Origin of the sequence: Fibrella forsythiae, assembly GCF_017353175.1 — a bacterium.
Lineage (GTDB): Bacteria > Bacteroidota > Bacteroidia > Cytophagales > Spirosomataceae > Fibrella > Fibrella forsythiae.
Genome location: NZ_JAFMYW010000003.1, coordinates 618,363 through 642,876, shown reverse-complemented (window position 1 = coordinate 642,876; position 24,514 = coordinate 618,363). Strand labels below are relative to the sequence as shown.

23 protein-coding genes are annotated in these 24,514 nt (G+C 52.2%); 17 read left to right on the top strand and 6 right to left on the bottom strand.

Annotated elements, in window-relative coordinates:
- Positions 1-56 precede the first annotated feature (56 nt).
- The 10 genes from J2I46_RS14115 (at position 57) to J2I46_RS14070 (ending at position 11,964) form a co-directional block, all read left to right on the top strand.
- Entirely contained in the window at positions 57-965 is a 909-nt protein-coding gene (locus tag J2I46_RS14115; protein ID WP_207329659.1) for a glycosyltransferase family 2 protein, read from the top strand.
- Positions 962-2,185 carry a glycosyltransferase family 4 protein gene (locus J2I46_RS14110; protein WP_207329658.1) on the top strand — a complete coding sequence of 408 codons (1,224 nt, stop codon included), beginning with the start codon at positions 962-964 and terminating at the stop codon, positions 2,183-2,185. The genes J2I46_RS14115 and J2I46_RS14110 overlap by 4 nt, the downstream gene beginning before the upstream one ends.
- Positions 2,186-2,237: 52 nt before the next feature.
- Positions 2,238-3,407, top strand: a complete 1,170-nt coding sequence (locus J2I46_RS14105) for a glycosyltransferase family 4 protein (protein ID WP_207329657.1) — start codon at positions 2,238-2,240, stop codon at positions 3,405-3,407.
- Positions 3,404-4,747 (top strand): O-antigen ligase family protein, encoded by a 1,344-nt coding sequence (locus J2I46_RS14100; RefSeq protein WP_207329656.1) that lies wholly within the window; start codon positions 3,404-3,406, stop codon positions 4,745-4,747. The genes J2I46_RS14105 and J2I46_RS14100 overlap by 4 nt, the downstream gene beginning before the upstream one ends.
- Entirely contained in the window at positions 4,744-5,625 is an 882-nt protein-coding gene (locus J2I46_RS14095) for a glycosyltransferase family 2 protein (RefSeq protein WP_207329655.1), read from the top strand. The genes J2I46_RS14100 and J2I46_RS14095 overlap by 4 nt, the downstream gene beginning before the upstream one ends.
- Before the next feature lie 2 nt (positions 5,626-5,627).
- Entirely contained in the window at positions 5,628-6,887 is a 1,260-nt protein-coding gene (locus J2I46_RS14090; protein ID WP_207329654.1) for a glycosyltransferase family 4 protein, read from the top strand.
- A gap of 76 nt (positions 6,888-6,963) precedes the next feature.
- Positions 6,964-7,761: a WecB/TagA/CpsF family glycosyltransferase gene (locus J2I46_RS14085; RefSeq protein WP_207329653.1), complete on the top strand. Its 798-nt coding sequence runs from the start codon at positions 6,964-6,966 to the stop codon at positions 7,759-7,761.
- An 80-nt stretch (positions 7,762-7,841) separates the two neighbouring features.
- Positions 7,842-8,738 (top strand): glycosyltransferase family protein, encoded by an 897-nt coding sequence (locus J2I46_RS14080; protein WP_207329652.1) that lies wholly within the window; start codon positions 7,842-7,844, stop codon positions 8,736-8,738.
- 107 nt (positions 8,739-8,845) lie between these two features.
- On the top strand, positions 8,846-10,315 hold the full coding sequence (locus J2I46_RS14075) for a right-handed parallel beta-helix repeat-containing protein (protein WP_207329651.1): 1,470 nt from the start codon (positions 8,846-8,848) through the stop codon (positions 10,313-10,315).
- Between the two features lie 2 nt (positions 10,316-10,317).
- Positions 10,318-11,964 (top strand): glycosyltransferase family protein, encoded by a 1,647-nt coding sequence (locus J2I46_RS14070; protein ID WP_207329650.1) that lies wholly within the window; start codon positions 10,318-10,320, stop codon positions 11,962-11,964.
- Here the strand turns inward: J2I46_RS14070 and J2I46_RS14065 are convergent.
- Complete coding sequence (locus J2I46_RS14065; RefSeq protein ID WP_207329649.1) at positions 11,961-13,091, bottom strand: glycosyltransferase family 61 protein; 1,131 nt, start codon at positions 13,089-13,091, stop codon at positions 11,961-11,963. The two genes, J2I46_RS14070 and J2I46_RS14065, sit on opposite strands and share 4 nt — an antisense overlap.
- 161 nt (positions 13,092-13,252) lie before the next feature.
- Between J2I46_RS14065 and J2I46_RS14060 the strand changes: the two genes are divergently transcribed.
- Entirely contained in the window at positions 13,253-14,278 is a 1,026-nt protein-coding gene (locus J2I46_RS14060) for a hypothetical protein (RefSeq protein WP_207329648.1), read from the top strand.
- A 106-nt stretch (positions 14,279-14,384) separates the two neighbouring features.
- On the opposite strand, the gene tatC is transcribed toward J2I46_RS14060, so the two are convergent.
- The 5 genes from tatC to J2I46_RS14035 all read right to left on the bottom strand — a co-directional run bounded on the left by tatC (position 14,385) and on the right by J2I46_RS14035 (position 18,614).
- Entirely contained in the window at positions 14,385-15,260 is an 876-nt protein-coding gene (tatC, locus tag J2I46_RS14055) for a twin-arginine translocase subunit TatC (protein WP_207329647.1), read from the bottom strand.
- Positions 15,261-15,335: 75 nt separating this feature from the next.
- A complete protein-coding gene (gene glyA, locus J2I46_RS14050) occupies positions 15,336-16,643 on the bottom strand; it encodes a serine hydroxymethyltransferase (RefSeq protein ID WP_207329646.1) in 1,308 nt (435 codons plus the stop codon).
- Positions 16,644-16,901: 258 nt separating this feature from the next.
- The gene (rpsG, locus tag J2I46_RS14045; protein ID WP_085410942.1) at positions 16,902-17,369 is read right to left on the bottom strand and encodes a 30S ribosomal protein S7; all 468 of its coding nucleotides are present in this window, start codon (positions 17,367-17,369) and stop codon (positions 16,902-16,904) included.
- 162 nt (positions 17,370-17,531) lie between these two features.
- The gene (gene rpsL, locus J2I46_RS14040; RefSeq protein ID WP_085410943.1) at positions 17,532-17,957 is read right to left on the bottom strand and encodes a 30S ribosomal protein S12; all 426 of its coding nucleotides are present in this window, start codon (positions 17,955-17,957) and stop codon (positions 17,532-17,534) included.
- A gap of 81 nt (positions 17,958-18,038) precedes the next feature.
- A complete protein-coding gene (locus J2I46_RS14035) occupies positions 18,039-18,614 on the bottom strand; it encodes a hypothetical protein (protein WP_207329645.1) in 576 nt (191 codons plus the stop codon).
- Between the two features lie 76 nt (positions 18,615-18,690).
- On the opposite strand from J2I46_RS14035, the gene J2I46_RS14030 reads away from it, so the two are divergent.
- The 6 genes from J2I46_RS14030 (at position 18,691) to J2I46_RS14005 (ending at position 24,447) form a co-directional block, all read left to right on the top strand.
- Positions 18,691-20,730, top strand: coding sequence for a M13 family metallopeptidase (locus J2I46_RS14030; RefSeq protein ID WP_207329644.1), 2,040 nt, complete (start codon positions 18,691-18,693; stop codon positions 20,728-20,730).
- Positions 20,731-20,814: 84 nt separating this feature from the next.
- Entirely contained in the window at positions 20,815-21,237 is a 423-nt protein-coding gene (locus tag J2I46_RS14025; protein ID WP_207329700.1) for a four helix bundle protein, read from the top strand.
- Between the two features lie 97 nt (positions 21,238-21,334).
- Positions 21,335-22,135, top strand: coding sequence for a transglutaminase-like domain-containing protein (locus tag J2I46_RS14020; RefSeq protein WP_207329643.1), 801 nt, complete (start codon positions 21,335-21,337; stop codon positions 22,133-22,135).
- Positions 22,116-22,943: a Rossmann-fold NAD(P)-binding domain-containing protein gene (locus J2I46_RS14015; RefSeq protein WP_229379747.1), complete on the top strand. Its 828-nt coding sequence runs from the start codon at positions 22,116-22,118 to the stop codon at positions 22,941-22,943. The genes J2I46_RS14020 and J2I46_RS14015 overlap by 20 nt, the downstream gene beginning before the upstream one ends.
- Positions 22,944-23,096: 153 nt before the next feature.
- A complete protein-coding gene (locus J2I46_RS14010; protein ID WP_207329641.1) occupies positions 23,097-23,708 on the top strand; it encodes a transposase in 612 nt (203 codons plus the stop codon).
- Positions 23,659-24,447, top strand: a complete 789-nt coding sequence (locus J2I46_RS14005; RefSeq protein WP_207329640.1) for an ion transporter — start codon at positions 23,659-23,661, stop codon at positions 24,445-24,447. The genes J2I46_RS14010 and J2I46_RS14005 overlap by 50 nt, the downstream gene beginning before the upstream one ends.
- Positions 24,448-24,514: the final 67 nt, after the last annotated feature.

Here is a 24,514-nt window from a genome sequence, read left to right as displayed (position 1 = left end):
CATAAAACAATTGGGTTAGATACTCACTAGAGTATGTATACCATCAGTCAACACACATGGAAACAGTAACGGCGGTAATCGTCACCTATAACCGCCTGGCGGACCTTAAGATCTGCCTCGACAGTTTACGACAGCAGACCCGGAAGCCTGATGCCATGCTGGTTGTGAACAACGGCAGTACCGATGGCACTACCGAATGGCTAACCACGCAGGCCGACCTCACGGTGATCAACCAGGCGAATCTGGGCGGCGCCGGTGGTTTTGCAACCGGTATCGACGGTGCGTACAAGTCGGGAGCTACCTGGCTTTGGTGTATGGACGACGACTGCATTGCCGCACCCGATGCGCTGGAGCAGTTGCTGAACTCGCCGAACCTGGGGCCATGCATCAAGAATTCGATGTCGGTCAGCGTTCGCGATGATCAGGAACTGGCGTTCTATGTGGATCGGCCAAACCGGAAATACCGGAGAGTAACCGACATGACAAGCTTCGACCTGATCTACGGCGTGGCGTCATTCTTCAATGGTACCCTGATTCACAGCGATGTAGTGGCCTCCATTGGCATTCCCGATCTGAAGCTGTTTATCTGGGGCGACGAAGTAGAATACATGACCCGCGCGCAACGGATGGGTTTTCCGGTAGTAACGGTACCCAAGTCGGTGTTCCGCCATCCGCCCTCGTTCGACCGGAACGGTATTCCCTGGCCGGGTGCTTGGAAGCAATATTATGCCGTCAGGAATCAGCGTCGGGTATTTCAGAACATGCACGGCTCAGCCGTGGGTATGGCCATTTTCATGCGGTGGGCTGCCCGCGAAATTGGGCAGCAGGCTGTCTTGAAACGGACAAACCGCATGTACAACGTACTGCTTTTCGGCGAAGCAGCAGTAGACAGCGTGATCAATAATTTCCGGAAGCGGCCCGATTCGATCCTGACCCTGCGGCTATACAAAATGATGCACAAATGAACGTTCTGATCCCCACTTTCCTGACAGGTACGTCTCCTTCCGGCGTTGTTACCTACTACAAGACGCTGGCTCGCGATCTGCGCAGCCGGGGCATGTCGGTACAGGTAGTGGAGACAACAGATACGCCCTTCGTCTGGAACAAATCCATGAACATCATGGGCCATGTGTTCAAACGACTGGGGCAAACGAGCCGTATCCTGTGGGACGAAAGCAGCTTCTTTATTCGCCTGTTTCTGGGCACGCGGCAGCATCGTAGTCAGACGTTCGACGTTATTCATGCGCAGGATGTCCGGTCGGGTGTGGCGGCGTATTATGCACTGGGCAAAACAGTACCGGTAGTACTCACGGCCCACTTTAACGATGACCCGGTAACGGAGTTGATCACGGCGGCGAATCTGGCCGACAAACCGCTGCCGGGCTGGCTTGTGCGGGCGCTCACACGCTGGTATCGATGGCTATTTGCGCATGTCGATAATTACATTTTCGTGTCGAACTACGCCTACGAGCAGTCGAAGCACCTGATGCATGAAGGCGTTCGGCGAGCCATTTTGCCCAATACGGTGACGATCGATGCGGCTGATAAAAAAACGCCGCGGGCCGTTGAAGACCAGGGCAAGTTCATTATCAGCAACGTTGGGTACGTTGATGAGCGCAAAAATCAGGAATTGCTGATCCGTATTGCTGCCGACATAAAAAGCCGGGGCGTCACTGACTTTCAGGTATGGCTGATTGGCGATGGTCCGAAACGGACTGAATACGAGCGGCTGGTGGCCGAATTGGGCCTGACCGAGTATGTCCGGTTTAAGGGTCGGCAGTCGGCTCCGTGGCGGTTGGTAGCCCAATCGGATCTGTACGTGCATACGGCACTGAACGATAACTGTCCATACGCACTGCTCGAAGCCTTTGCCGTGAACGTACCTGTGCTGGCGTTGCCCGTGGGTGGTATTCCCGAACTGATGCCACACGGTGCAGGGCTACTCAGCGAGCGCGACCCGGCTTATCTGGCAAAGCTGATTCTGACCTACCGCGATCCGGTCAAACGGCAGCCATTACTTGATGTACAAACCCGCCACGCCGAACGCTATCTGAGCCACGAAGCGGGTTTGCAGAAGCTGTTGGCGTTTTACAAGGAAATAACCGTAGGGCAGCCCGTGCAGGGCTGCCTGTCAAGTACGCCGGGAGAACTCGCGACCAGTTCATCTGAAGTAAACACTCTCTAATACACAACTGATTATCACGGCCTTGCCTGCAAGTGCCATTCTATTCACTATTATGAACGTTCTCTGGCTTGCAGCAGCTCCTCACCCGTCAAAACTCGGACACCCCGTGCCCTGGATGACGGCGTTGGCAGCCAATCTGGTGGCGCAGGAGGGCCTCTCCATTACCATTGTCAGCTACAATCACCAGATTGATCAGGACGAAGAACAAACCCGCGATGGTGTTCGGTATATCTATCTGAAAGTTCCCGATGATAAATGGGACCTGTTAACGGGCTATAAACGGCGTATCAAACGAGTAAGAGACTACCTGCGCACCCAGGTTGGTACCGGTAAGCTGGGTACGTTCGACCTCCTGCATATTCACGGAACCGAACAGCAGTATCCCGCTATGGCCGTTGCGCTGAAGCTGCCCAAAGTGGTGTCGGCGCAGGGCTTCGTGACAGAGTACTACCGCTACCTACCCAACCGGCCCGACTACCGGCATGTGTCGTGGGCGGTGGCCAGCTATTACGAGAAACGGTACGCCCGCTCCGTTCACCACTACATCGGACGTACCCACTGGGACAAAGCCGTTGTGCATAAACTGAATCCGAAAGCGGTCATTCACCATAACTGGGAACTTATGCGGCCGGTATTCTACCAGCCCATTGCCCCCCCCGGTGATCAGCCGCCCAATGCCATGCTCTTTATTGGCGGGCTGCACGACATCAAGGGAATTCGTGAAGCGTTACGGGCCTTGAGCATCCTGCGCGAACAGTGGCCGATCCGGCTGATTATCACCGGATTTGGTAGTTACGATGCGCTTCTGGAATTAATTAACGATCTGGGGCTGACCACTATCCCCGACGATGCGGTAGAACACCGGGGTATGCTGACGGGCGAACAACTCTGGGCCACATACGCAGACGCGTTCTGCCTACTGCACCCGTCTTACATCGATAATAGCCCCAATAGCGTATGTGAAGCACAGTTAGCTGGTCTTCCGGTGGTCGCTTCCGACGTTGGTGGGGTTTCGTCGCTGGTTGAACATGGCCAGACCGGTATGCTGACCTCGCTGGAACCCGCCAACATAGCAGCGGCCGTGGGGCAGCTATGGGGCGATACCTCACTGCGCCAGTTACTGGCAAAGCAGGCCCGGGCTATCTCGCTTGAGCGATTCGATGCCCAATACATTACGCATCATACGAAGTCGATCTACGAAGCCGTACTCGCCAATCCATGAACATCGACGAACCGATATACACGTTTGAGCCAGAAACGCCCGCTCCTGAAAAGAAACCGGGTGTAAAGGCTATTACCTGGGCCTACAGGCTGGCGCTTTTACTGCTGCTGTTTGGGGTCAGCTCGCTTACATACGGCTCAGACCAGACAAGCCCGGTTCTGTCGGCAGTGTCGAACATTGCCGGTCTGGTGGCCGCCACCATGCTCTTTGTCGGCTATTTCGATTACCCCAGCCCCTACAAACTGGTGGCCTGGGTGCTCAGTCTGGCTCTGTTTGGGCTGGTACTCGAATCGTTGCACACCTATAATCTGTACTTCTATTCATTTTTCGTCATCAAGCGGCTGGCCTATTGCGGTCTGGCCTTGCTGACGTTCGTTGTGGCTCGGCGGGCCGGCACGCTCAAACTGGGCTGGGCCGTGATGATTGTAGGAGCCCTGTATTTCTACGGCCAAATTCTGCTGGGCAAAATCCTGGAATACAGCCTGACCTCAGAAAGCCGCAGTACATCGGCCTATGAGTCGTTTTATCTGATGCTGCCGTTACTGTTTTTTCTGATGCAGTATCTGGAGAAAAACCGGCTTATCGATTTTCTGGGCTTTCTGGGTACGTTCGGTCTGATCGTTTTGCTCCTTCACCGGTCAGTAATCTCATCGGCCGTATTTGGCGTTGCTGTAGTGGCTGGCTTATCAATGATGGGCAAGTTACCTGGCAACAGCCGCTTACCTATTGGCCGAACGGCGTCTACACTTTTTATACTTGCGCTGCTGATTGTCCCGTTCGTGGCAGCACTATCGCCCAAAAAAGTAGATGCGTTCCTCGAAAACATCGGCGGCATTGCTAAACCAACAGAAGATAACACAGGTAACTGGCGGCTCGAACAATCGATCTATTACTGGAGTCAGATTCCAGACCGCCCCTGGCTGGGCTGGCGCTATGAAGGGTACGACCGGGGCGAGATTATGGTGAACGAAGATTTCCCCGAGAAAGGCACTATCATCCACTCCCAGTACATCGATATGCTGTATAACTATGGCATAGCCGGACTGGGGCTCAACCTGTTTGTCATTTTCTGTACACTCTGGATGATTTACAGTCGAAACCGCAAGTTCACCTTTGAACAGACGGTCCTCTTTGCCTTCATTACCAGCGGCTTACTCTTCGGGATATCCTATCAACTACCCATCTATTACTGGGGTTACGTTGGGCTGGGCCTGTATTACGGATTTAAACCCGCCGAGCAACCTGTCGCTGACCTCAACACGATCAACATCGACCACCAGACGGATATGTACCCAATGCATGTTCAGGATCAGTGGCCAAACTCAACAAATCACTTATGATCTACGTCGTAATTCCCGTTCATAACCGCCGTGAGCTAACACGCCGCTGTCTGGAATGTCTGGCGGCACAAACCTACCCACACCATCAGGAAATCGTGGTTGACGATGGTTCTACGGATGGCACCAGCGAAATGATCCGGCAGGAGTTTCCCAACGCCATTGTATTACGGGGCGATGGTAACCTGTGGTGGACAGAAGCTACGAACGTAGGCATCCGAAAAGCGCAGGAGTTGGTTGGCGCAACCATCGGCAAAGACGATTTTCTGCTGACGCTCAACGACGATACTGAAGTAAAACCAGACTATCTGCAAACCCTGCTCGATACCGAATGGGCACATTACCCCTGCGTGGTTGGCTCACCAAGTGTTGACATTGATGAACCCGAAAAACTGGAGTTCGCCGGTACCAAAATGAATCTGGTGCTAGCCGGTGGTCACCACATTGCCGACGATTATGGCCGCAGCTACTCGAAGCTGGTTAATCATGCCGCCGCTATCGAAACGGATTCATTGCCGGGCCGGGGTACGTTGATTCCGATGGAAGTGTTCCAGAAAGTTGGGCTTTATGACTCAGTTCGTTTTGCGCACTATATGGCCGATGTTGAGTTCTCGGTACGTGCCCAGAAGGCAGGATATCCGCTTTGGGTAAGCACCAAAAGTGTGGTAGGCGAACACGTAAAAGCAACGGGTATTTTCCTGCAGCAGCGGCCGGGCTGGGCCGATTTTGTCAAGAGTTTCACGTCTATCCGATCACCAACGAACCTGACGGTACGCTATCACTTCGCCATGGTTCATTCAAAAACCAAGTTGCTCTACTTCGTGCTCGATGTGGCCCGCATCTGTGGAGGATTCCTTCGTCGTAAATTCCAACCTGCCTGAGTATGCTGAACGTTCTACTATCGGCTTATGCCTGTTTGCCCAACCGGGGGTCGGAAGAGGGGAATGGCTGGCACTATTCCACGCTGCTCAGCCAGCGTGGGCTACGCGTGCACTGCATTACCCGCGAAGAGTTCCGGTCGGCTATTGAACCCGAACTGGCGAAGGGCGAATTCCCGAACCTGACGGTGCATTATGTTGGCGTCCCGGACTGGCTCGACCGGGCGTATGGCAACCTGGTTGGGTTGTATGCGCACTACGTATACTGGCAGTGGCAGGCCGCCAAGCTGGCCAAAAAGCTGGATCAGCAGTACGACTTTGATCTGGTTCATCACGTTACCTACAGCAGTTTGCAGTTGGGCAGCTTCATGTACCGGGTTGGCAAACCGTTTGTTTTCGGGCCGGCGGGTGGCGGTCAGCGGGTGCCGAAAGTAATGAAACATTATCTGGGCAGTTATTATTCGCGGGAAGTGCTGCGCGACGGTGTAAGCTGGTTGCTGCAGCATTTCAATCCGGGCTTTTACCGCACCATGCGCCAGGCCGATCAGGTGTTGATCTCCAACTCTGATTCGCTTGAACTGGCACGTAATTACCGGGGTAGCAAACCAACTGAACTCATGCTCGACTCAGGCATCGGCGCCGATTTCCAGGCCTCCGTTCCACAAGAGCGGGTGGCTAACCCGCCAGTTCTGAATTTACTTTGGGTTGGTCGTCTATTGCCCCGCAAGGCGCTTGAATTAACGATTCATGCATTCAGCCGGGTCAATCCGGCACTGCCCATCCGCCTGACCATCGTGGGGGGCCAGGGCGAAATGGCCGACCAGGTGCCAACGTACCTGACCAAATACAACGTTGCTGATCGGGTAAACTGGGTAGGACATGTTTCGTATGACGAGGTGCTGAAGTACTACCAGCAGTCGGATATCTTCCTGTTCACCAGCCTGCGCGACTCTGGCCCAACGCAGGTTACGGAAGCCATGGCCAATTCGATGCCCGTCATTACACTTGCCTTACACGGGCAAGCCGAGATGGTCAATGGCACCAACGGAATCAAAGTGTCGGTAATCAGTAATGAGCAGGTCCTGAACGATCTGGCAGCGGCTATTGAACGACTATACCACAACCCGGCTGAGCGACTCGAGATGGGCCGCAAGGCCTATTCGTTTGCGAAGAATCAGGTGTGGGACGAAAAAATAAACGCCTTCACCGATCGAATTTACCCGTCGCTGGTCAGGCAAAAAAAGTTGGTCAGTGCTGAGCAGTAGCTAGATAAGTGCTCTTAAATCCATGAACAAGGAGCCTTTACATAGTACAGATTGTTCATAAGTCAATATCAACGTCATGAAGCAGTATTCATCTCAAGCCACTACTCTGCCCCGGGCACGGGTGGTTAGTTTAGGCATCACCCCGGCCACTTTTTCGGAGGTGCAGGCATCGATTATCGAAGCCGCCCACGCCGGAGCGTCACAGACCGTGTGCTTTCCCAACGCCCACATGATTGTGGAAGCGCAGCAAAATCCGGAGTTGGCGCGGGCCGTGAACGACTCGGAGTGGGTACTGGCCGACGGCGTACCGCTACTGTGGGCTATCAAACACCTGTATGGCCATAAACAGGAACGCGTAGCCGGTATGGACATGATGCCCGCGTTGCTCGAACAGGCTGCCACTGAACAGATTCCAGTGCTGTTCTATGGCTCAACCATCGAACGGCTGAAAGAAGCAGAAGCCGTTTGTCAGAAGCGTTTTCCCGGTCTGAATATCGCCGGTTTGATCTCGCCTCCTTTCCGGCCATTAACCCCCGACGAAGAAGCAGCAGAAGTACAGCAGATTGTTGAGTCGGGAGCCCGCTTGGTCTTTGTTGCGTTAGGCTGCCCCAAGCAGGAGCTGTGGATGGGGCGTATGAAGGGCCGTATTCCCGCCGTGATGCTTGGTATTGGTGGCGCACTGCCTATTCTGACGGGTGAACACCGGCGCGCCCCGGCCTGGATTCGGAGTATGGGACTGGAATGGGTTTTCCGGCTGGCACTGGAACCCCGCCGCCTGTTCCGCCGCTATGCCACCACCAACGCCCTGTACGTCTGGCACCTTGGCAAACAGGTCATCGGAAAATCTCACCAGCCAGTAAGGCTGCCTGGTTGATTGGCTCATTGGGTAGAAGTTCCCCGCAGGTAACCAATCGACCAGTTAACCAATTAACCAGTTACAAACTCCTCAACACGATGAACGCACCTATTATTCTTTTCGCCTACAAACGGCCCGACGAACTACGCCAGACAATTGATGCATTACGAGCCAATCATCTGGCTTCCGAAAGTGATTTATACGTTTTCGTCGATGCGCCAAAGAAACCGGCCGATGAGCCGGGCGTAGCCGAGGTGAAAGGCGTGATTGCGCAGATCACCGGATTTAAAAACATTTACCGGAATTACGCCGAGTCGAACATAGGCTGTGCCGATTCGATCATTCAGGGCATCACTACCGTGTTGCAGAAACACCCGTCGGCCATTATCGTGGAAGATGACCTGATTACGGCTCCCAACTTCCTGGATTACATGAATCAGTGCCTGCAACATTACGCCAACAATAAGCGGGTGTATTCAATTGCGGGATATACCTTTCCATTTCCCAAGCCTGCCAACTATACCAACGACGCCTATTTCGTGCCGCGTCATAGCCCCTGGGGTTGGGCCACCTGGTCTGATCGCTGGCAATCGATCGACTGGACGGTAGCCGACTACGACCAATTCAAAAACGATTCGGACCGGCAAAAAGCATTTAATAGTGGTGGCTCTGATCTAAGCCGGATGCTGCGCCACCAGATGGAGGGTGCCATCGACGCCTGGGATATCCGGTTCTGTTACAGTCGCTTCAAAGCAAATGGGTTAACTGTGTACCCAACGGTGTCTAAAGTGCAGAACATCGGCTTTGGTCCGGGAGCTACCCACACCGATATTTTCAACAGGTATAAAACGCAACTTGATAGTGGTCAGCAGCGCACGTTCACGCTGCCCGATATAGCCCAGCCAACAGACTACTATCACCGTAAAACGATTCAACGCTACAGCCCCATTACGCGTATTTACAATCGTTTGAAGACGTACGCCGGCATTCGATAATCAATAAACAGTGATCAGTTAACAGTCAATAGTTATCAGCGCTGCAATGGAACGTACCTGCGCAAAGCTGTTTACTGGTTGCTGATCACTGGCTTATCAACTCAGTTATGAAATCGATACAAATAATGTTCGCCAGCGCAATAGGGCTGGCGGTAGCGCTAACAAATTGTAAGCAGGTAGAAGTAGATCCGGATAATTATATTCGGCAAACAGCCACAGATACATTAACACTGGCTCAGGTACGTGCCTTTAACCGGGCCGACGTACCTGCCAATGTGTACCTCACCGACGCCGGAAAACAGGGACTCTTTGTGCTGGATCGCGGCGACCGCACAACTGAAGACAACACCGGGCTCGTCATCGTTACCTCTACCGGTCGCCGCTTTAAACGCCAGTTTACCGGTGCGGCTATTGCCAGCTGGTTTGGTATCGTTCCGGGCGACGACGACATCGGCCCTGAGCTTCAACTGGCTATTAAGTCTACTACCGGCGACCTCTTCATTCCCGACGGGCAATATACCCAGCAGACGGATGTACGGATGCGTAGCAACCTGGGCCTGCGCGCCAATCCGGGCAAGGTGACCATTACGCTACCCAAAAGCTACGTTTCGCTGTTCGGGCCAATCGACTCAGGGCCGAATTTCGATAATGTAACCATCGACGGCATCAACTGGGTGGTGACAGCCACAGCTACCGAAGCAACCTACGGCGTTATTTCGATTGATGGACCATCGGTAAACAACCTGACCATCCAGAACTGCCGCAGTTCTGATGCCGCCGCTAAAGCCAGTGTCAACTTCCTGACGCTGAAGATCCAGGCAGGCAAGACAGCCAAGAATGTCATCATACAGCAGAATGACATTCAGGCAAAGCGGATGGCATTCGAGTTGTTTAACCACGATAACTACAACGTCTACGCTGGCCAGAACATCACCGTGACCAAAAACACCATTCATGAGTGCACATTCGGCATTTCACTGTCAGGACCACTGGACGGTCTGATGGTGTCAGAGAATTACATCAAGAACTGCAGCCTCTATGGCGTTGAGATTGCTGGTGCTTCGAAGAACGTGAATATCCTGAACAATAAATTTGAAGGGACCTTTGACAAGTTCATTGAAGGGTCAAATGATGGTTTTGGTAATGGCCTGGTTGTGGGTGGGTTGGTCATCGTGGGTAACCAGACAGTAGGGACGGTTACGGGTGGCATTCAGTTATTTAACGCCGGCACCGCTCAGTTCAACCACAACACGCTCAATATGACGGGGCGCCTGGAATTGCTGACCACATCGAGCACGGGGGGCGTTTACGAAAGTAATGTGATCATCAGCAGTGCTACACACGCGATCATTTGCGACAACGCACCTAACAATATTTTCCGGGATAATACAATCTCAAACAAACCCGCCACCGAGAATATAGCTACATTTAGGGCGTATGGTGAAAAAGCAACCGGCGTCGTTGTGGCCAACAACCGGTTCAGTAAAGGTACAGGAGGTGTTTATTTCGATGCCGTATCAGGAGCAACCTATTCAGTCACCGCAAACATCGACGAAACAGGAAAATCAATCCAGTAACTATGCTGACTAAAAACCGGCTGAGCGCAGCGCTGCTGCTAACCCTAACCGGGAGTCTGACAGTATCCTTATTTGTAAAAGATCGCTATCTGTGGATGGACGAGGTATTAAGTTACCTCCTCCTCTCAGATCCGTCGCTGGCTCATACCAATCAGGCCATTGTCAGCGGCATGGATGCCAACCCACCGTTATTTATTAACCTGTACTGGTTGCTGGGGCATGGCATTAGTCTGAATCCGTTTTTTCTGAAAGGCGTTTCTATCGGTCTGTTCGCCGTTACGGTCACCTGGTTTTTCCGGTACGTCACCCGCCTGCTCGATCAGGAAGTGGCGGCACGCAGGGTAGCAGGTACGTTGCCCCCCCAAACAGCGCTGGTCAACTTTTTAGCCGTGCTAATGATGGTGTCGTTAACGTACCTGAACTACACACTATCAACGCAGGTTAGAACCTACAGTCTTTATTTGTTGCTCGGCTGGAGCTACATCGTAGTACTGCATCAGATTCTGCTGTCTCCCGAGAATCGGAAATGGCTTGTGGCCCACGTACTTGTTGGCATCGGTTTCATGTTTACGCACAACGTGGCCTTGTTCTACATTGCCGGTTCAGGTGTGTTCTTCGGACTACTGTGGTTGTTAAACTGGGTACGTGCCAGGAGTATGCGGTTTCTGCCAGTTTTGGGTACACATTTGCTTATGGCGGTTGTCTGGCTGGTTGTCTGGTTTCCTTCCTTCAGCATTCAGACTAAATCGGGTATTCCGCACTCCTGGATTCCAGTTCCTACGTTTCATACGGCCTTCAAAACGGTTGGCGACCTCCTGCCTTCCCTATCGGCTCATTTAGAGAGTACCTACCCGGTACTGATCGTGCTGCGTGTGCTTGTGGCCGTTGCTTTGTTTGGCTGGATCGCCCTGCCCCGGTTACGAACCCAGGGATTGAGCGCATTAACCAATCCAGCGTTTGCTCTTTATACGCTGGCTGGTTTTCTGATTGGGTTTACCCTATTGTTGGGCCTGACAGTCTCGTTACTGCACACATCGGTCTTTCTGAACCGCTACTTCTGGCCATCAAGTCTGTTATTTATCTATCAACTGCTGTATACAGGCTGGTGGGTTCTGGGGCAGATACGTACCTCGAACCGGACAAAACTTCGTGAGCGAACGATCAGACTGGCTCCCGGCGTAAAAATTGCCGCGCTCGTTGTTTTCCTGGTATTTACCGGCGTGTTCATCATTTTCCAGAACAGGAAAATACCGCTTTTCTCGGGCGAGATTCGGCACGATGTCGAGAAACTGAAGCCCGGTCAGCCCGTGCTGTTCGAGTCAGCCTACTACTTTCTGCCAATCCGGTTTTATCAGACCCACCACCCGGCTTATTACCTACTCGACTGGCAAACAGCCCTTGACCGACGCAACGTACTGGAATCAACGACCGATTATAAGATTCTGGAAGGTGTGGCCGAAAACTACAAACTCAAAGGGCTGATCTGGCCTGCTCAGTTCAATGCCCATCAGTTTGCCCGCCGTTTTTATGTTGTTGACGAAGCCAGTCGGTATCAGATCGAAGCGTTTGTTGCCAGTGGGCGCGTCAAAGTGCATCAGATCATTCCGACCGGCGTAACCGGCCATCGCATCCTTGACTGTTCTTTTTAGGCAGTCAGCAACTGCGCGATGCCCCGTTCTATCTCAGCTACAGACACCTCGATGTCGGCGTCAACAAACGTGTAATGGCTTTCGGCTATGGGGCCAAGGCAATAAGCTGCGTGTCGGAGCTTCAGCACATGCGTCAGATAACGAAAATACTCGGGACGATAGTTTGGGGCGAATAACTCAAGCAGCAACGTACCTGGCTGGCACCAGAGTATATTGGCAAATGAAGCACCATGCGGGCCGATGATGAACGACGCGCTCCGATACAGTTCAATCTGCTCAACGATAGAGCGCGGCCTGTCTTCGATAATATCAAACCCATACTGCCGAAGCATACCCGTCAGGGCTTCTTCATTGACCACCTGCCGACGGCCTTTCCGGCTAATATAAATCCGTTTGGTTGGGGCGGTTTCGGCGGGAGGCATTTGCGATTCTACGATCGACTTCAACGCCATAACATCAGCCACCGACGGGTAGAACCAACTGCTGTTATTGGCCAGCAGGCACCGGTCAAACTGAATGGCCTGCGTTCGGCTGTCGACTAACCGATCGGCGTTAATACCCAGCAGCGATAGTAACTCAGCTTCAAAAGATGAATGAAGTAATGGATATGTTACAATAGCCTCAGCGAACAGAGTTGGTGTTAAAACTGTTTTCATTCGGGCTAGTTTGCCCGCTACGAACAGTAAATAGTCGAAGTAACCACTCCAATAATGGCTCCAGGGAGCAATAACAACCGGGTGTTTCGTTACAGGTCGTCGGTCAGGGGTCAACAGATCGGCCAGCAAGGCTTGATTACCGAAATCAGTATCCAGAAATGAATTGCCAATGTTTACGTTACCACTACGCAGTAGCGTGGCTTTATTATCGGTATTGACATAATCCCATACAAAGTCAGGATCAGTCTCAATTACTTTAGGAGGAAACAGTACTTTTTGTGAATCGGCTACATCAACAACCCCGGCCAGCGATATGGGTACCTTCGACGAGAAGCTGATCTGATAAGGCCGCATCAGATCTTCTGTCTGTTCTTTTGTCAGCAATTTTAACCCTACCCAGCCAAGGAATGTGGGTGAGAAACTTTTCAGACGATCTTTAAGTCGCTTGGCAATAACGGTTAATATGGGCATTTGTCTAACGTTGGTGGTTATGTAACCTACGCATAACGAGTTGGTTTGACTATCTTTTTAGGGCCAAAATGAGGATTTGGTTAAAATGGAGTGAAGTGAGCCGTTGCCTCACTTCACTAATATAGGCCAGACCATTAAACATAAACTCACGTACATAAAAAATGAATGATATCCGTGCTGTGTCAACAGAAAAAACCAATGGCCAAAACGGCATTGGTTTGCCCAACGCAGGGGCACGATTACAGGTAAGTAGCTCGGCCCTCCGCTTCGACCCTACAAACCCCGGCGAAGAAAGCTTTCTGACGCTCCGGATCACGCCGCCCCAGCCTAACACGCTTGTTGTTGTCACTGTCGACGAGGCAAGTCTGTTCCAGGTGGCAGCGGGTGTGGAGCGGCTGGCTTTCAAACAGACATTGACGTTTAAGCCAGAAACAACGGGGTCGTATATTCACTTGCGTTACACGCCTGAGCGGTCGGGTCGCCATCAATCAACGGTAACGGTTGAAGTGCCGGCCACCGCTGAGACCATACAGATTCCGGTAACTGGTCGCACCTCAGGAGTAGGCCTGCCAACGCTTTCGGGCAGCCCGGCAGCGCAGCGCCCAATAAGCGCCCTGACCAAAAGCCTTCTGGCGGGAGGACTGTTGGTCGGCATTGGATATGCCGGGTACACCTACCGCTGTCAGCTCTGGCCTGATAGCTGCGGGCCATCCATCAGCACGTCGGCTCCTGCTGTCGTTGATGAGCCGGTAACACGGCCATCAGAATCACCCCGCTCTGCCAGTAACGAATCGCAACCGGCAGCTTCTGAGTCGACAGTATCCATAGCGCCAGCGAAAAATCGGCCAGCAAGTAAGGCTACTGAACGTACCCAGCCAAGCGAACGTCCTTCTGAAGCACTCACCCGGCGGGCAACACCCACCGTAGACGTACCTGCACAACGGGCAGTCCAACCGAATGATGCACCTGCACGCAGCGCCGACAAAGCACCTGCGAACGTACCTGAGCAGAAACCAGCACCGCAGGCAGTAGCCGAGAACACAATTCGCAAGGCTCTTGCAACACCTAAACCTGCGGCGACACAACGTACCCGTCCTACAGCTACGCCACCAGCACCGAAGCCGGTAACAAAGCCTAACCCGACCGAAGAATCAGAACTGGAGCGGGTGCTCAATCGTGAACCGTAGTAAATTCCGCCGGTAGTCAGTTAATAGGTTAAAACAACAAGGAATCCCCGCTGATGAGATACATCAAGCGGGGATTCCTTGTTGTTTTAACCTACCGGATAAGCTCTTATTTGAGCTCAGCCAATCGGGCCCGCTGAACAGACCTCGATACCAGAATACTTACTTCGTAAAGAATAACCAGCGGGAACGCTACCAGCAACTGGCTGTAAATATCAGGCGATGGCGTGATGACACCAGCCACTACAAGGATAACAATCCAAGCATGCTTGCGGAAAGTGCGCATAAACGAAGGCGTTAACACACCTACTTTCGAAAGCACAAAGGCGATCATGGGCATCTGGAACATCAGTGCACAGCCTAATGATAAGGTAGCCAGAATACCGATATACGACGTAATATCGTACTGGTTTTTAATCTGGGGAGACAACTGCCAGTTGGCCAGGAAGTTGATAGCCAGCGGCGAAGCCACGTAGTACCCAAACATCAGGCCCATCAGAAACAGCATCGACACAAAGAACACAGCCCCGCGGGCCGCTTTCTTTTCGGTCATTTTCAGGCCAGGTTTAATAAACCGCCAGATTTCCCAGAACGCATACGGAAATGCAAAGGCCAACCCGATAATGAATGAGATTGTGATGCCCATCGTGAAGTTATCCGACATGCCCAGCGCTTGCAGTTGGAAATCGAGCTTATCCACACACAGATCGGGCGCACTAGCCAGGGCGGCCAGTTTGCATAGCTGACGGTACGCCCAGAAATCGGGGCGGGATGGAGCCAGAATAACTAAATCAAAAATCTCGTGGATATACACGAAGGCGATCAACGCGAAGACGAAAATAGACGCGAATGCGCGCAACAGATGCCAGCGAAGTGCTTCCAAGTGCTCCAGAAAGCTCATCTCGGTACCATCGCCCGGTTCTATTTCGTCGGTGTCGTCGCCATCATCGTATCCGCGCTGGTCAAATGCCTGATCTAATGCCATAATGATTGAGTTTACAGTTTTCTGTTTACCCGAACCGGCGGACCGGTTCGGGTAAACAAAAACTGTAAACTGATTTTATGCGTATAACGGAAATGCCTTCATCCAGGCGTTAATTTTCTCCCGAACGGCTTCAATCTTCTGATTATTGTCGTGGTTCATCAACACCTCGTCGATATACCCCACAATTAGCTCCATATCAGCTTCTTTCATACCGCGCGTAGTCATGGCCGCTGTGCCAACGCGCATCCCCGAAGTAACCATCGGTGATTTATCGTCAAACGGAACCATGTTCTTATTAATCGTAATATCTGCTTTAATGAGCGTGTTCTCGGCCAGTTTGCCCGTCAGGGTGGTAGCTTGTCCGCCTTTCGTGCGTAAATCAATCAGCATCAGGTGGTTATCAGTGCCACCCGAAATAATCCGGTACCCCCGCTCCGTGAACGCGTTGGCCATGGCCTGTGCATTGGCTTTTACCTGTACGGCATAGTCATAAAACTCATCGGTCAGCGCTTCGCCAAAGGCAACGGCCTTAGCCGCAATGATGTGTTCGAGCGGGCCACCCTGTGTTCCCGGGAAAACCCCCGAATCGAGCAGCGACGACATCATGCGCAGTTCACCTTTCGGCGTTTTCAGACCAAAGGGGTTCTCGAAATCATTACGCAGCATAATCAGGCCACCGCGTGTTCCGCGCAGGGTCTTGTGCGTGGTGGTGGTCACGATGTGTGCATGATCGAGCGGGTCGTTCAGCAGGCCTTTGGCAATCAGCCCGGCCGGGTGCGACACGTCGGCGAGCATCAGCGCGCCTACTGAATCTGCGATGGCACGCAGGCGGGCGTAATCCCAGTCGCGGCTGTAGGCCGATGCCCCGCAGATCAGCATTTTGGGCTTTTCGCGGTGCGCCGTTTCTTCAACCACATCGTAGTTGATAACGCCCGTTTCCTGCTCAACGCCGTAAAACGTAGGCCGAAAATATTTACCCGAAATATTCACCGACGAACCGTGTGTGAGGTGACCGCCGTGACTCAGATCGAAACCAAGAATGGTATCCCCCGGCTTCAATGTGGCCAGAAATACCGCCGTGTTGGCGTTAGCCCCTGAATGGGGTTGAACGTTGGCCCAGCTGGCACCAAATAATTCTTTTACACGGTCAATAGCAACCTGCTCTACCTGATCAACCACTTCACACCCCCCATAGTAGCGTTTGCCGGGCAGGCCTTCAGCGTATTTGTTGGTCAGCACACTGCCGGCGGCTTCCATCACCTGAGGTGATACAAAATTCTCAGAAGCAATGAGTTCAATGCCCGACTCCTGCCGGTGTTGCTCTTTGGCAATCAGATCAAAAATCTGCGTGTCGCGGGTACGGGTGGTCGTAGTTGTGGTCATTTTTTAAGAAGTTTACCGTTTTCTGTTTACTGTTTTCAGTTGCGCTGCTACCACCTATAGAACGGTGAATTAGCGGAGCAACAAAAAACGGTAAACAGAAAACGGTAAACTGGTTTTTGTACCCTTCAAAGGTACGGTGTTTCGGTCAGATGCGATTTATCAGCCATTAAAAAAGCCCCTTCTATGTGAAGGGGCTTTTCAAGATTGCCAAACCTGTTTCGTTTCGAAAAACGATGAGGTTTATAACGCGAACCCGGTTTAGAACCGGAAGTGAGAGAACGCCTTGTTGGCTTCGGCCATGCGGTGGGTGTCGTCCTTTTTCTTAACGGCGGCACCTTCACCTTTAGCAGCAGCAATGATTTCACCGGCCAAACGGTCTACCATTGTTTTTTCACCGCGTGAACGGGCAAAGCGGATAAGCCATTTCATGCCTACCGAGACTTTCCGATCTGCGCGTACTTCAGTGGGCACCTGGAAGGTAGCTCCACCGACGCGGCGGCTTTTAACCTCAACAGAAGGCATCACGTTGTTCAACGCTTTCTTCCATGTATCAATACCGCTTTCGTTGGTGCGCTTGGCAACCAGGTCAATGGCATCATAGAAGATGGCGTACGACAGCGACTTCTTGCCTTCGTACATCAAATTGTTCACAAACTTGGTTACCAGAACCTCTTTGTACTTAGGGTCAGGTAACACGTACCGCTTGGGTGGTTTCGACTTTCTCATTGTGTCTTCAGATTTCTCTTACTCTGCCGTAGTCTTTCAACGGGCAGTCTGATTGATTTCGGAATTGGAATTGCGGATTTCGGATTTACGTCGCTACTAGACGCAATTGGGGTTGGCGGAGCAAATCCGAAAGCCAAGATCCCAATTCCGAAATCCATTCACTTATTTTTTCTTTTTCGCTGGGGCACCTTTGCCTTTTGCGGCAACAACCTGACCTGGCTTCGGACGCTTGGCGCCGTATTTTGACCGGCTTTGCAGACGGCCGCTTACGCCAGCCGTATCGAGCGCACCGCGCACGATGTGGTAACGCACACCCGGAAGATCTTTCACCCGGCCACCACGAATCAGTACGATTGAGTGTTCCTGCAGGTTGTGACCTTCGCCCGGAATGTAGGCGTTAACTTCTTTCCCGTTCGACAAACGAACACGGGCTACTTTGCGAAGCGCCGAGTTGGGCTTCTTGGGAGTGGTCGTGTACACACGCGTACATACACCCCGACGCTGAGGACACGCATCAAGAGCTGGTGACTTCGATTTGAAGTTCAGCTTCTCGCGGCCTTTGCGGACTAACTGTTGTATGGTAGGCATTAACTAATTGGTTTTTTGCTATGGCTATCCCAAAAAAATGGGAGTGCAAAGGTAAGAAAAAATAGGCAATAAGCAACCCTGCTATTTGGAAACCCGAGTTAATGTGGCTAACTGTCGGCTACGGACCGGGTACGTCAACACAGGCGATGCCGCCGGGCCCGTTGTGCGTGGTGTTGCTTCGGCAAAAAACAAAGCAAATCCAATCCGGTCAGGATCGGTCAGAAAGGTGTATGTCGTGGTGATCAGGTTGTTGCCAACCGAAAACTGACTGGTCAACTGATCACCGATTTTCGAGGCTTCCAGCACAACGCCATCTTTCTCGTCGATCTGGTAACTGCCTCTGGCGGCATCGACCACAACAAGTTCATAGGGCCGCACGGCCTGTTGCCCGTACTGGATCTGAAACGCGTACCGCCCCGGTTGCCCACGCAGCGAATCGATGGTGAGCCGCATGGGCTGCGTTTGTGGTAACCGATTACCCGGGTTAGTGATCTGAAGGGTTCCTTCCCAGCTTCCGACATGACTCTGTGGAAACGTTCGGGGTAGTTGCGCCGACTCAACCGCAGGTACGTTCTCTTTCGCGCCCTTCTTAGGCTTTCGCTGCGCCTGAGCCATCGGTGCCAGGCTGAGTAATGCAATCAGAAATAGATACCGCATGGTGTGTTTAGAAGCATAAAGGGTGAAAATTCTTGGTTAAATTTGGTGGTTAAATGAATCTCAACTTCATCTTTTCATGAAAAAACAGTGCCTCTTGGTGGCTGCTGCGCTGCTGGTCGCAGGCAGTACCACACTCGCCAATAATCCGCCCAAAAAGCCAACGCCACCCGATCAGCGGAAATTCATCGATCCAAAGAATATGGATGCCAGCGTGAAGCCGGGCGATGACTTCTACCGCTATGCTAACGGCACCTGGCTGAAAACAAACACAGTACCAGCCTCTAAAACGTCGTGGGGTAGTTTCAATGAACTCCGTGAAAAGAGCGTGGAAGCTATGCGAAGCCTGCTTCAGGATGCTGCCAAAAACCCGAAGAAAGGTCGCCTACAACAAATGGTGGGCGATTTCTACGCCAGCGGCATGGATAGCGTCACGATCGAAAAACGGGGATGGGATCCACTGAAGCCCGATTTCGCCCGCGTCGACAAACTCCAGAACATGACCGATGTCTTGAACGAACTGGCCTACCAGCGTCGGCAGAGCAACGGTATGCTGCATGGTTTCTCAGTATCGCAGGACCGTAAGAACGTGAGCAAGTACCTGCCGCAGTTCGGGCAGGGCGGCACTACCCTCCCCGACCGTGATTATTACCTGAAAAACGACCCGCGCAGCACCAAAATCCGGGATGCCTACCGCGATCACCTGACCAAGATGTTTGGCCTGATTGCCGACGCCAACCCCGCACAAAGCGCCGACAAGGTGATCAAACTCGAAACGGCGCTGGCGCGTGCTCAGATGGCCCGCGTAGAGATGCGTGATCCGTACAAAACATATAACAAGCTGACCGTTAAAGAGTTCGATAAATTAACGCCACACATCAACTGGATTGACCAGATGAAACGGTTTGGCGTGGAAGGTCAGGATACGGTACTGGTAAGCAACCTGACCTTCTTTAAGTCGATGGACAGCCTGCTGGTGGCCACGCCCGTAGCCGACGTGAAAACGTATATGCGCTGGAACCTCCTGCGTGGCGCAGCCCCTTACCTGAGTTCGCCTTTTGTGAATCAGAACTTTGCTTTCTCGAAAGTATTGACCGGTCAGAAAGAGCAGACGCCTCGCTGGCAGCGTGTCAGCAGCCTGATCGACGGTACGCTGGGCGACATGCTGGGTCAGTTGTATGTACAGAACTATTTTAAGCCCGAAGCCAAGCAACGAATGATGACGCTGGTTGATAACCTCGAAGCTTCGTTCAAAGAGCACATCAACGGCCTGGACTGGATGACGCCCGACACGAAAAAGAAAGCGGTAAATAAACTGGTATCCTTCAAACGGAAAATTGGCTATCCAGACAAGTGGAAGAACTACGACGGCGTGACCATCAAGCGGAACGATTTCTTTGGCAACGTAGACGCGGCCGGTCAGTGGTCGTACAACTACATGATCAACCGCCTCGGCAAACCCGTTGATAAAACAGAATGGGGCATGACACCGCCAACGGTAAATGCCTACTACAGCCCGGTCAACAACGAGATCGCCTTCCCGGCTGCTATTCTGCAATTTCCCTTCTTCGATGCAGCGGCCGATGATGCGATCAACTACGGCGGCATTGGTGCCGTAATTGGCCACGAGATGACCCACGGTTTCGATGATTCGGGCCGTCAGTACGACGCCGACGGTACCCTTCGCGACTGGTGGACCAAAGCCGACGCCGATAAGTTTAAAGAGCGGGCTGGTAAAGTAGAAGCACAGTTCTTTGGCTACAAAGTGCTCGACACGCTGGCGGTAAATGGTAAACTGACGCTGGGCGAGAATCTGGCCGACCTGGGTGGACTTGCCATTGCTTATGATGCGTTCAAAAAAACCAAGCAGGGTCAGGGCAATACGGCCATTGACGGATTTACCCCCGATCAGCGGTTCTTCCTGTCGTGGGCGCAGGTATGGCGGATCAACGTACTACCCGAACAGCAAGCACAACTGATTCTAACCGACCCGCACGCTCCTGGTCAATACCGGTGTAATGGTCCATTGAGCAACATCGACGCCTGGTATCAGGCATTCAATGTAAAAGCTGGCGATAAACTCTACAAAGCCCCCGATCAGCGAATCCGGGTCTGGTAAGGAGAAAAGTTTCAGGTTTCAAGTGCTCCGCTAACCTACCAGACACGTATCTTAGCGGCGCCCTTGAAACCTGAAACCTTTTTTATGGCTACCATACGGCGATTCGAAGATCTGCTTTGCTGGCAGAAGAGCCGCGAATTATGCTCCCTCATCTACACGATGACTAAAGCGCCACAATTTGCTAGCGACTTTAGCCTTATTGATCAGATTCGACGCTCTAGTGGTTCTGTGATGGATAATATCGCAGAGGGGTATGAACGAGATGGTGCCAAAGAACTTGTGCACTTTCTTAGCATTGACAAAGGATCCCTGGGCGAGGTAAGATCTCAATTATACCGCGCCCTTGACCAGCAGTATATTAGCCAGACAGAATTTAACGTAGCTTATAACCTTACCTTGGAAACCATTCGAATCATCAGTGGTTTTATGTCATACGTACGTACCTCAGGGTACAAAGGCACGAAATTTAAAGTAGAAGAACAACCATTAAGCTATAGTCTGCTTTAGTTTCAGGTTTCAGGTTTCAAGTAGCGTTGCAGATTCACCGTCATGTAAAACAGCAACGCTACTTGAAACTTGAAACCTGAAACCTGAAACTCTAATTATGAAACTTACTGCCGGCTGTGAACTACAGTTTGACGTTCAGGACGATACACCACTAATGCTTATGCTCCGCCCACGATCTGGAGCCGGACAATGGATCGTCAGCGAAACCTATGAGATGGAGCCGGAGGTGCCCGTCACTGAGTTTACAGACTTATATGGTAACCTGTGTCAGCGCCTCATTGCCCCGGCGGGAAAATTTCGGATACGTACCCAGGCAGTTGTACAAACCGATGACATTATTGCCACCGACCCAGGCGCTCCGCTAACGATTGTGCAGGATTTGCCCGACGACGTACTGCACTTCCTGCTTCCCAGCCGCTATTGCCCGTCCGACTATCTGGTCATCATCAACGAAGCGGCGAAAATTGTGGCCAATGCAGCGCCTGGTTACGATCAGGCTGAAGCGATCAGGGCCTGGATCAACTCCAACATCAAATACGAGTACGGCACCAGCGACTCGACCACCTCAGCCGCCGATACGCTCTACAATAAGGTGGGGGTTTGCCGCGACTTTACACATTTGGGCATTTCGCTTTGTCGGAGCCTGAGCATTCCGGCCCGTATGGTGGTTGGCTACCTGCATGAGCTGAAACCGATGGATCTCCACGCCTGGTTCGAAGCGTACATCAATGGCATTTGGTACACCTTCGACGCCACACAGACCGAGCCAAAAGGCAACCGCATTACCGTAGCTTACGGACGTGATGCGGCCGACGTAGCGTTCATGACTCAGTTTGGCCCGATGACCATGACCACCATGGAAGTCTGGGTAAATGCCGATGAAATCGTTGCAGCTTAGTATCATCGGCCTTGGTTGGCTGGGAGCACCGCTAGCCGAGCAGATGCAGCAGTTAGGCCTGTCGGTTCGTGGCAGCACCACTACGCCGGAAAAAGTGCCGCAACTTCGCCAGCAGGGCATCGACACGTACCTGCTTCAGCTGAATCCCGGCCCCGAAGGCGATCTTACCCCGCTGCTCGATGTCGACTATCTGGTTGTGAACATTCCGCCCAAAGCAGGCAAACAGGGCGATGCCTTCCACCCGGAACAGATGCGCCTGCTGGCCGATCAGGTACGTTCCTCCCGCATCAAGCACATCCTGTACGTTAGCTCAACGTCGGTCTATCCAGAACTGAATCGTGACATGGTTGAAGCCGATGTGATCACGCCCGACCAGTCGGCAGCACCAGCGTTGACACAGGCCGAACAAATCTGGTCATCGCTGGCTAACCAGGTTCGGGCTGTTACCATTGTACGTTGTGCCGGGCTGATGGGTGATCAACGAATACCCGGCAAATACGTGGCTGGCCGAACCGTCGATAGTGGTAACGTACCTGTGAATTACCTGCACCAAGTCGATGCCGTTGGTTTGATCTCCTCCGTTATTTCACAAGGGTTGGTAGGTACGTTCAATGCGGTAGCGCCACAGCATCCTACCCGCGAAGCCATCTACCGAAAAAGCTGCGCCGATTTCGGGTACGCTCTTCCTACGTTTGTTGCTCCTGCTGAGCCCGTGCCTTTCAAAGTCATCAACGGCGACAAATTAACGCAGGCAACCAGGTACGTCTTCGTTTATCCTGACCCGCTGGATTTTCCGTATAACGGGTAATTGGCTGTATGGCTGACGCGCGCGTAGGGCGGCGGCAAGCCATACACGTACGCCATACGTCAGCAATATGCATGCTACAGATCAGCCATTTATGAATAATATTGCTGTATAAACACAAACAGCATGGTAGGCAAACACCGACGGTCAATTCGAATGGAGGGCTACGATTACTCGCAGGAAGGGTTGTATTTTATCACGATCTGTACGCAGGACAGACGACATTGGTTTGGCCAGATTCTCGGCGAGACCATGCAGTTACGCTCGGTTGGTCAAATTGCTTACGACCAATGGTTGCTGCTGCTCAAACGGTTTCCAGGCCTGGCTCTTGATGCGTATCAACTCATGCCAAATCATCTGCATGGCATTTTAGACATTGTGCATCCCACTTCCCAGACGATGAACGACATAATTTGTGCATATAAATCGCTGGTGGCGTTGGCTTGCTTAGATTTATTTAAGGTGGAAAAGCCAGGCCTACGAACGGGAAAGCTTTGGCAACGTAATTATTACGAGCACATCATTCGCAATGACCAATCGTACAAAAACATTGCCGATTACATCGTAAACAACCCCGCCAACTGGCCATCCGACAAATTTTACGATACGCTCGCCTCCGCCCTACGCCTGCGTCAGCAATGCCTACGTCCTTCCACACAAGATGCACCAGCCAACACACGTCAGTCAATCCGCGTCAATTATGCGCTCGCCTGCTCTCATGAACCTTCGCCGTACAATCTACCGCGTCATCGAAACGTCGGCGGGTAAGCGACGGGGCCTTAGCCTTGTGTTCAACATTACGTTGATCACCATTATCACACTGAATGCCATTGCTATTGTGATGCATACGGTGCCTGCGTACAGCCAGAAATATGATCGGCTGTTCTACGATTTCGAGCTGTTTTCGGTCATATTTTTTACCATTGAATATGCCCTGCGTGTGTGGATCTGTGTGGAGAATGAGCGCTATAGCCATTGGTTCTACGGGCGGCTCAGGTACGTTCTGTCGGCGTCGGCCATCATCGATCTGCTCGCTATTCTTCCCTTCTACGTCAGTTTGTTTGCCACTGACCTGGCCATTGTTCGTATCCTGCGTCTTTTTCGGATCTTCCGGCTGTTCCGAATCTCTAAATATTCGCACGCTTACCGGTTGATTTTAAACGTCGTACGTGAGAAGAAGGAAGAGTTGGTGCTGAGCCTGATTATGGTCATTTTCATGCTTATTATCATCTCCAGCGTCATGTACTACGTCGAGCATCCCGCTCAGCCTCAGGCGTTTTCGAGTATTCCGGCTACAATGTGGTGGGGCATTAATGCCATGGCCACCGTGGGGTACGGTGATATTCATCCCATTACGCCCCTCGGCAAAGTGCTGGGTGGCATTTCGGCCATTCTGGGCATTGCGCTGTTTGCCCTGCCAACCGGTATCCTGGTTTCTGGCTTTACCGAACACATCCGGTACCAAAAAGCCCCCCGCCGCTGCCCCCACTGCGGACAGGAATTATAGAGATGACATTTTTATATTTCCACCGCAAGTTTACTCCACCAACGGGGCCTAATGACAAAAGAACGCT

What these genes read in the sequence shown, in the direction of transcription:
- J2I46_RS14100 (WP_207329656.1), top strand. Translation starts at nt 3,404, where the DNA reads ATGAACATCGACGAACCGATATACACGTTTGAGCCAGAAACGCCCGCT.
- J2I46_RS14010 (WP_207329641.1), top strand. Translation starts at nt 23,097, where the DNA reads ATGGAGGGCTACGATTACTCGCAGGAAGGGTTGTATTTTATCACGATC.
- J2I46_RS14080 (WP_207329652.1), top strand. Translation starts at nt 7,842, where the DNA reads ATGAACGCACCTATTATTCTTTTCGCCTACAAACGGCCCGACGAACTA.
- J2I46_RS14005 (WP_207329640.1), top strand. Translation starts at nt 23,659, where the DNA reads ATGAACCTTCGCCGTACAATCTACCGCGTCATCGAAACGTCGGCGGGT.
- J2I46_RS14025 (WP_207329700.1), top strand. Translation starts at nt 20,815, where the DNA reads ATGGCTACCATACGGCGATTCGAAGATCTGCTTTGCTGGCAGAAGAGC.
- J2I46_RS14110 (WP_207329658.1), top strand. Translation starts at nt 962, where the DNA reads ATGAACGTTCTGATCCCCACTTTCCTGACAGGTACGTCTCCTTCCGGC.
- rpsL (WP_085410943.1), bottom strand. Translation starts at nt 17,957, where the DNA reads ATGCCTACCATACAACAGTTAGTCCGCAAAGGCCGCGAGAAGCTGAAC.
- tatC (WP_207329647.1), bottom strand. Translation starts at nt 15,260, where the DNA reads ATGGCATTAGATCAGGCATTTGACCAGCGCGGATACGATGATGGCGAC.
- J2I46_RS14090 (WP_207329654.1), top strand. Translation starts at nt 5,628, where the DNA reads ATGCTGAACGTTCTACTATCGGCTTATGCCTGTTTGCCCAACCGGGGG.
- rpsG (WP_085410942.1), bottom strand. Translation starts at nt 17,369, where the DNA reads ATGAGAAAGTCGAAACCACCCAAGCGGTACGTGTTACCTGACCCTAAG.
- J2I46_RS14085 (WP_207329653.1), top strand. Translation starts at nt 6,964, where the DNA reads ATGAAGCAGTATTCATCTCAAGCCACTACTCTGCCCCGGGCACGGGTG.
- J2I46_RS14095 (WP_207329655.1), top strand. Translation starts at nt 4,744, where the DNA reads ATGATCTACGTCGTAATTCCCGTTCATAACCGCCGTGAGCTAACACGC.
- J2I46_RS14015 (WP_229379747.1), top strand. Translation starts at nt 22,116, where the DNA reads ATGAAATCGTTGCAGCTTAGTATCATCGGCCTTGGTTGGCTGGGAGCA.
- J2I46_RS14060 (WP_207329648.1), top strand. Translation starts at nt 13,253, where the DNA reads ATGAATGATATCCGTGCTGTGTCAACAGAAAAAACCAATGGCCAAAAC.
- J2I46_RS14035 (WP_207329645.1), bottom strand. Translation starts at nt 18,614, where the DNA reads ATGCGGTATCTATTTCTGATTGCATTACTCAGCCTGGCACCGATGGCT.
- J2I46_RS14070 (WP_207329650.1), top strand. Translation starts at nt 10,318, where the DNA reads ATGCTGACTAAAAACCGGCTGAGCGCAGCGCTGCTGCTAACCCTAACC.
- glyA (WP_207329646.1), bottom strand. Translation starts at nt 16,643, where the DNA reads ATGACCACAACTACGACCACCCGTACCCGCGACACGCAGATTTTTGAT.
- J2I46_RS14020 (WP_207329643.1), top strand. Translation starts at nt 21,335, where the DNA reads ATGAAACTTACTGCCGGCTGTGAACTACAGTTTGACGTTCAGGACGAT.
- J2I46_RS14115 (WP_207329659.1), top strand. Translation starts at nt 57, where the DNA reads ATGGAAACAGTAACGGCGGTAATCGTCACCTATAACCGCCTGGCGGAC.
- J2I46_RS14065 (WP_207329649.1), bottom strand. Translation starts at nt 13,091, where the DNA reads ATGCCCATATTAACCGTTATTGCCAAGCGACTTAAAGATCGTCTGAAA.
- J2I46_RS14105 (WP_207329657.1), top strand. Translation starts at nt 2,238, where the DNA reads ATGAACGTTCTCTGGCTTGCAGCAGCTCCTCACCCGTCAAAACTCGGA.
- J2I46_RS14075 (WP_207329651.1), top strand. Translation starts at nt 8,846, where the DNA reads ATGAAATCGATACAAATAATGTTCGCCAGCGCAATAGGGCTGGCGGTA.
- J2I46_RS14030 (WP_207329644.1), top strand. Translation starts at nt 18,691, where the DNA reads ATGAAAAAACAGTGCCTCTTGGTGGCTGCTGCGCTGCTGGTCGCAGGC.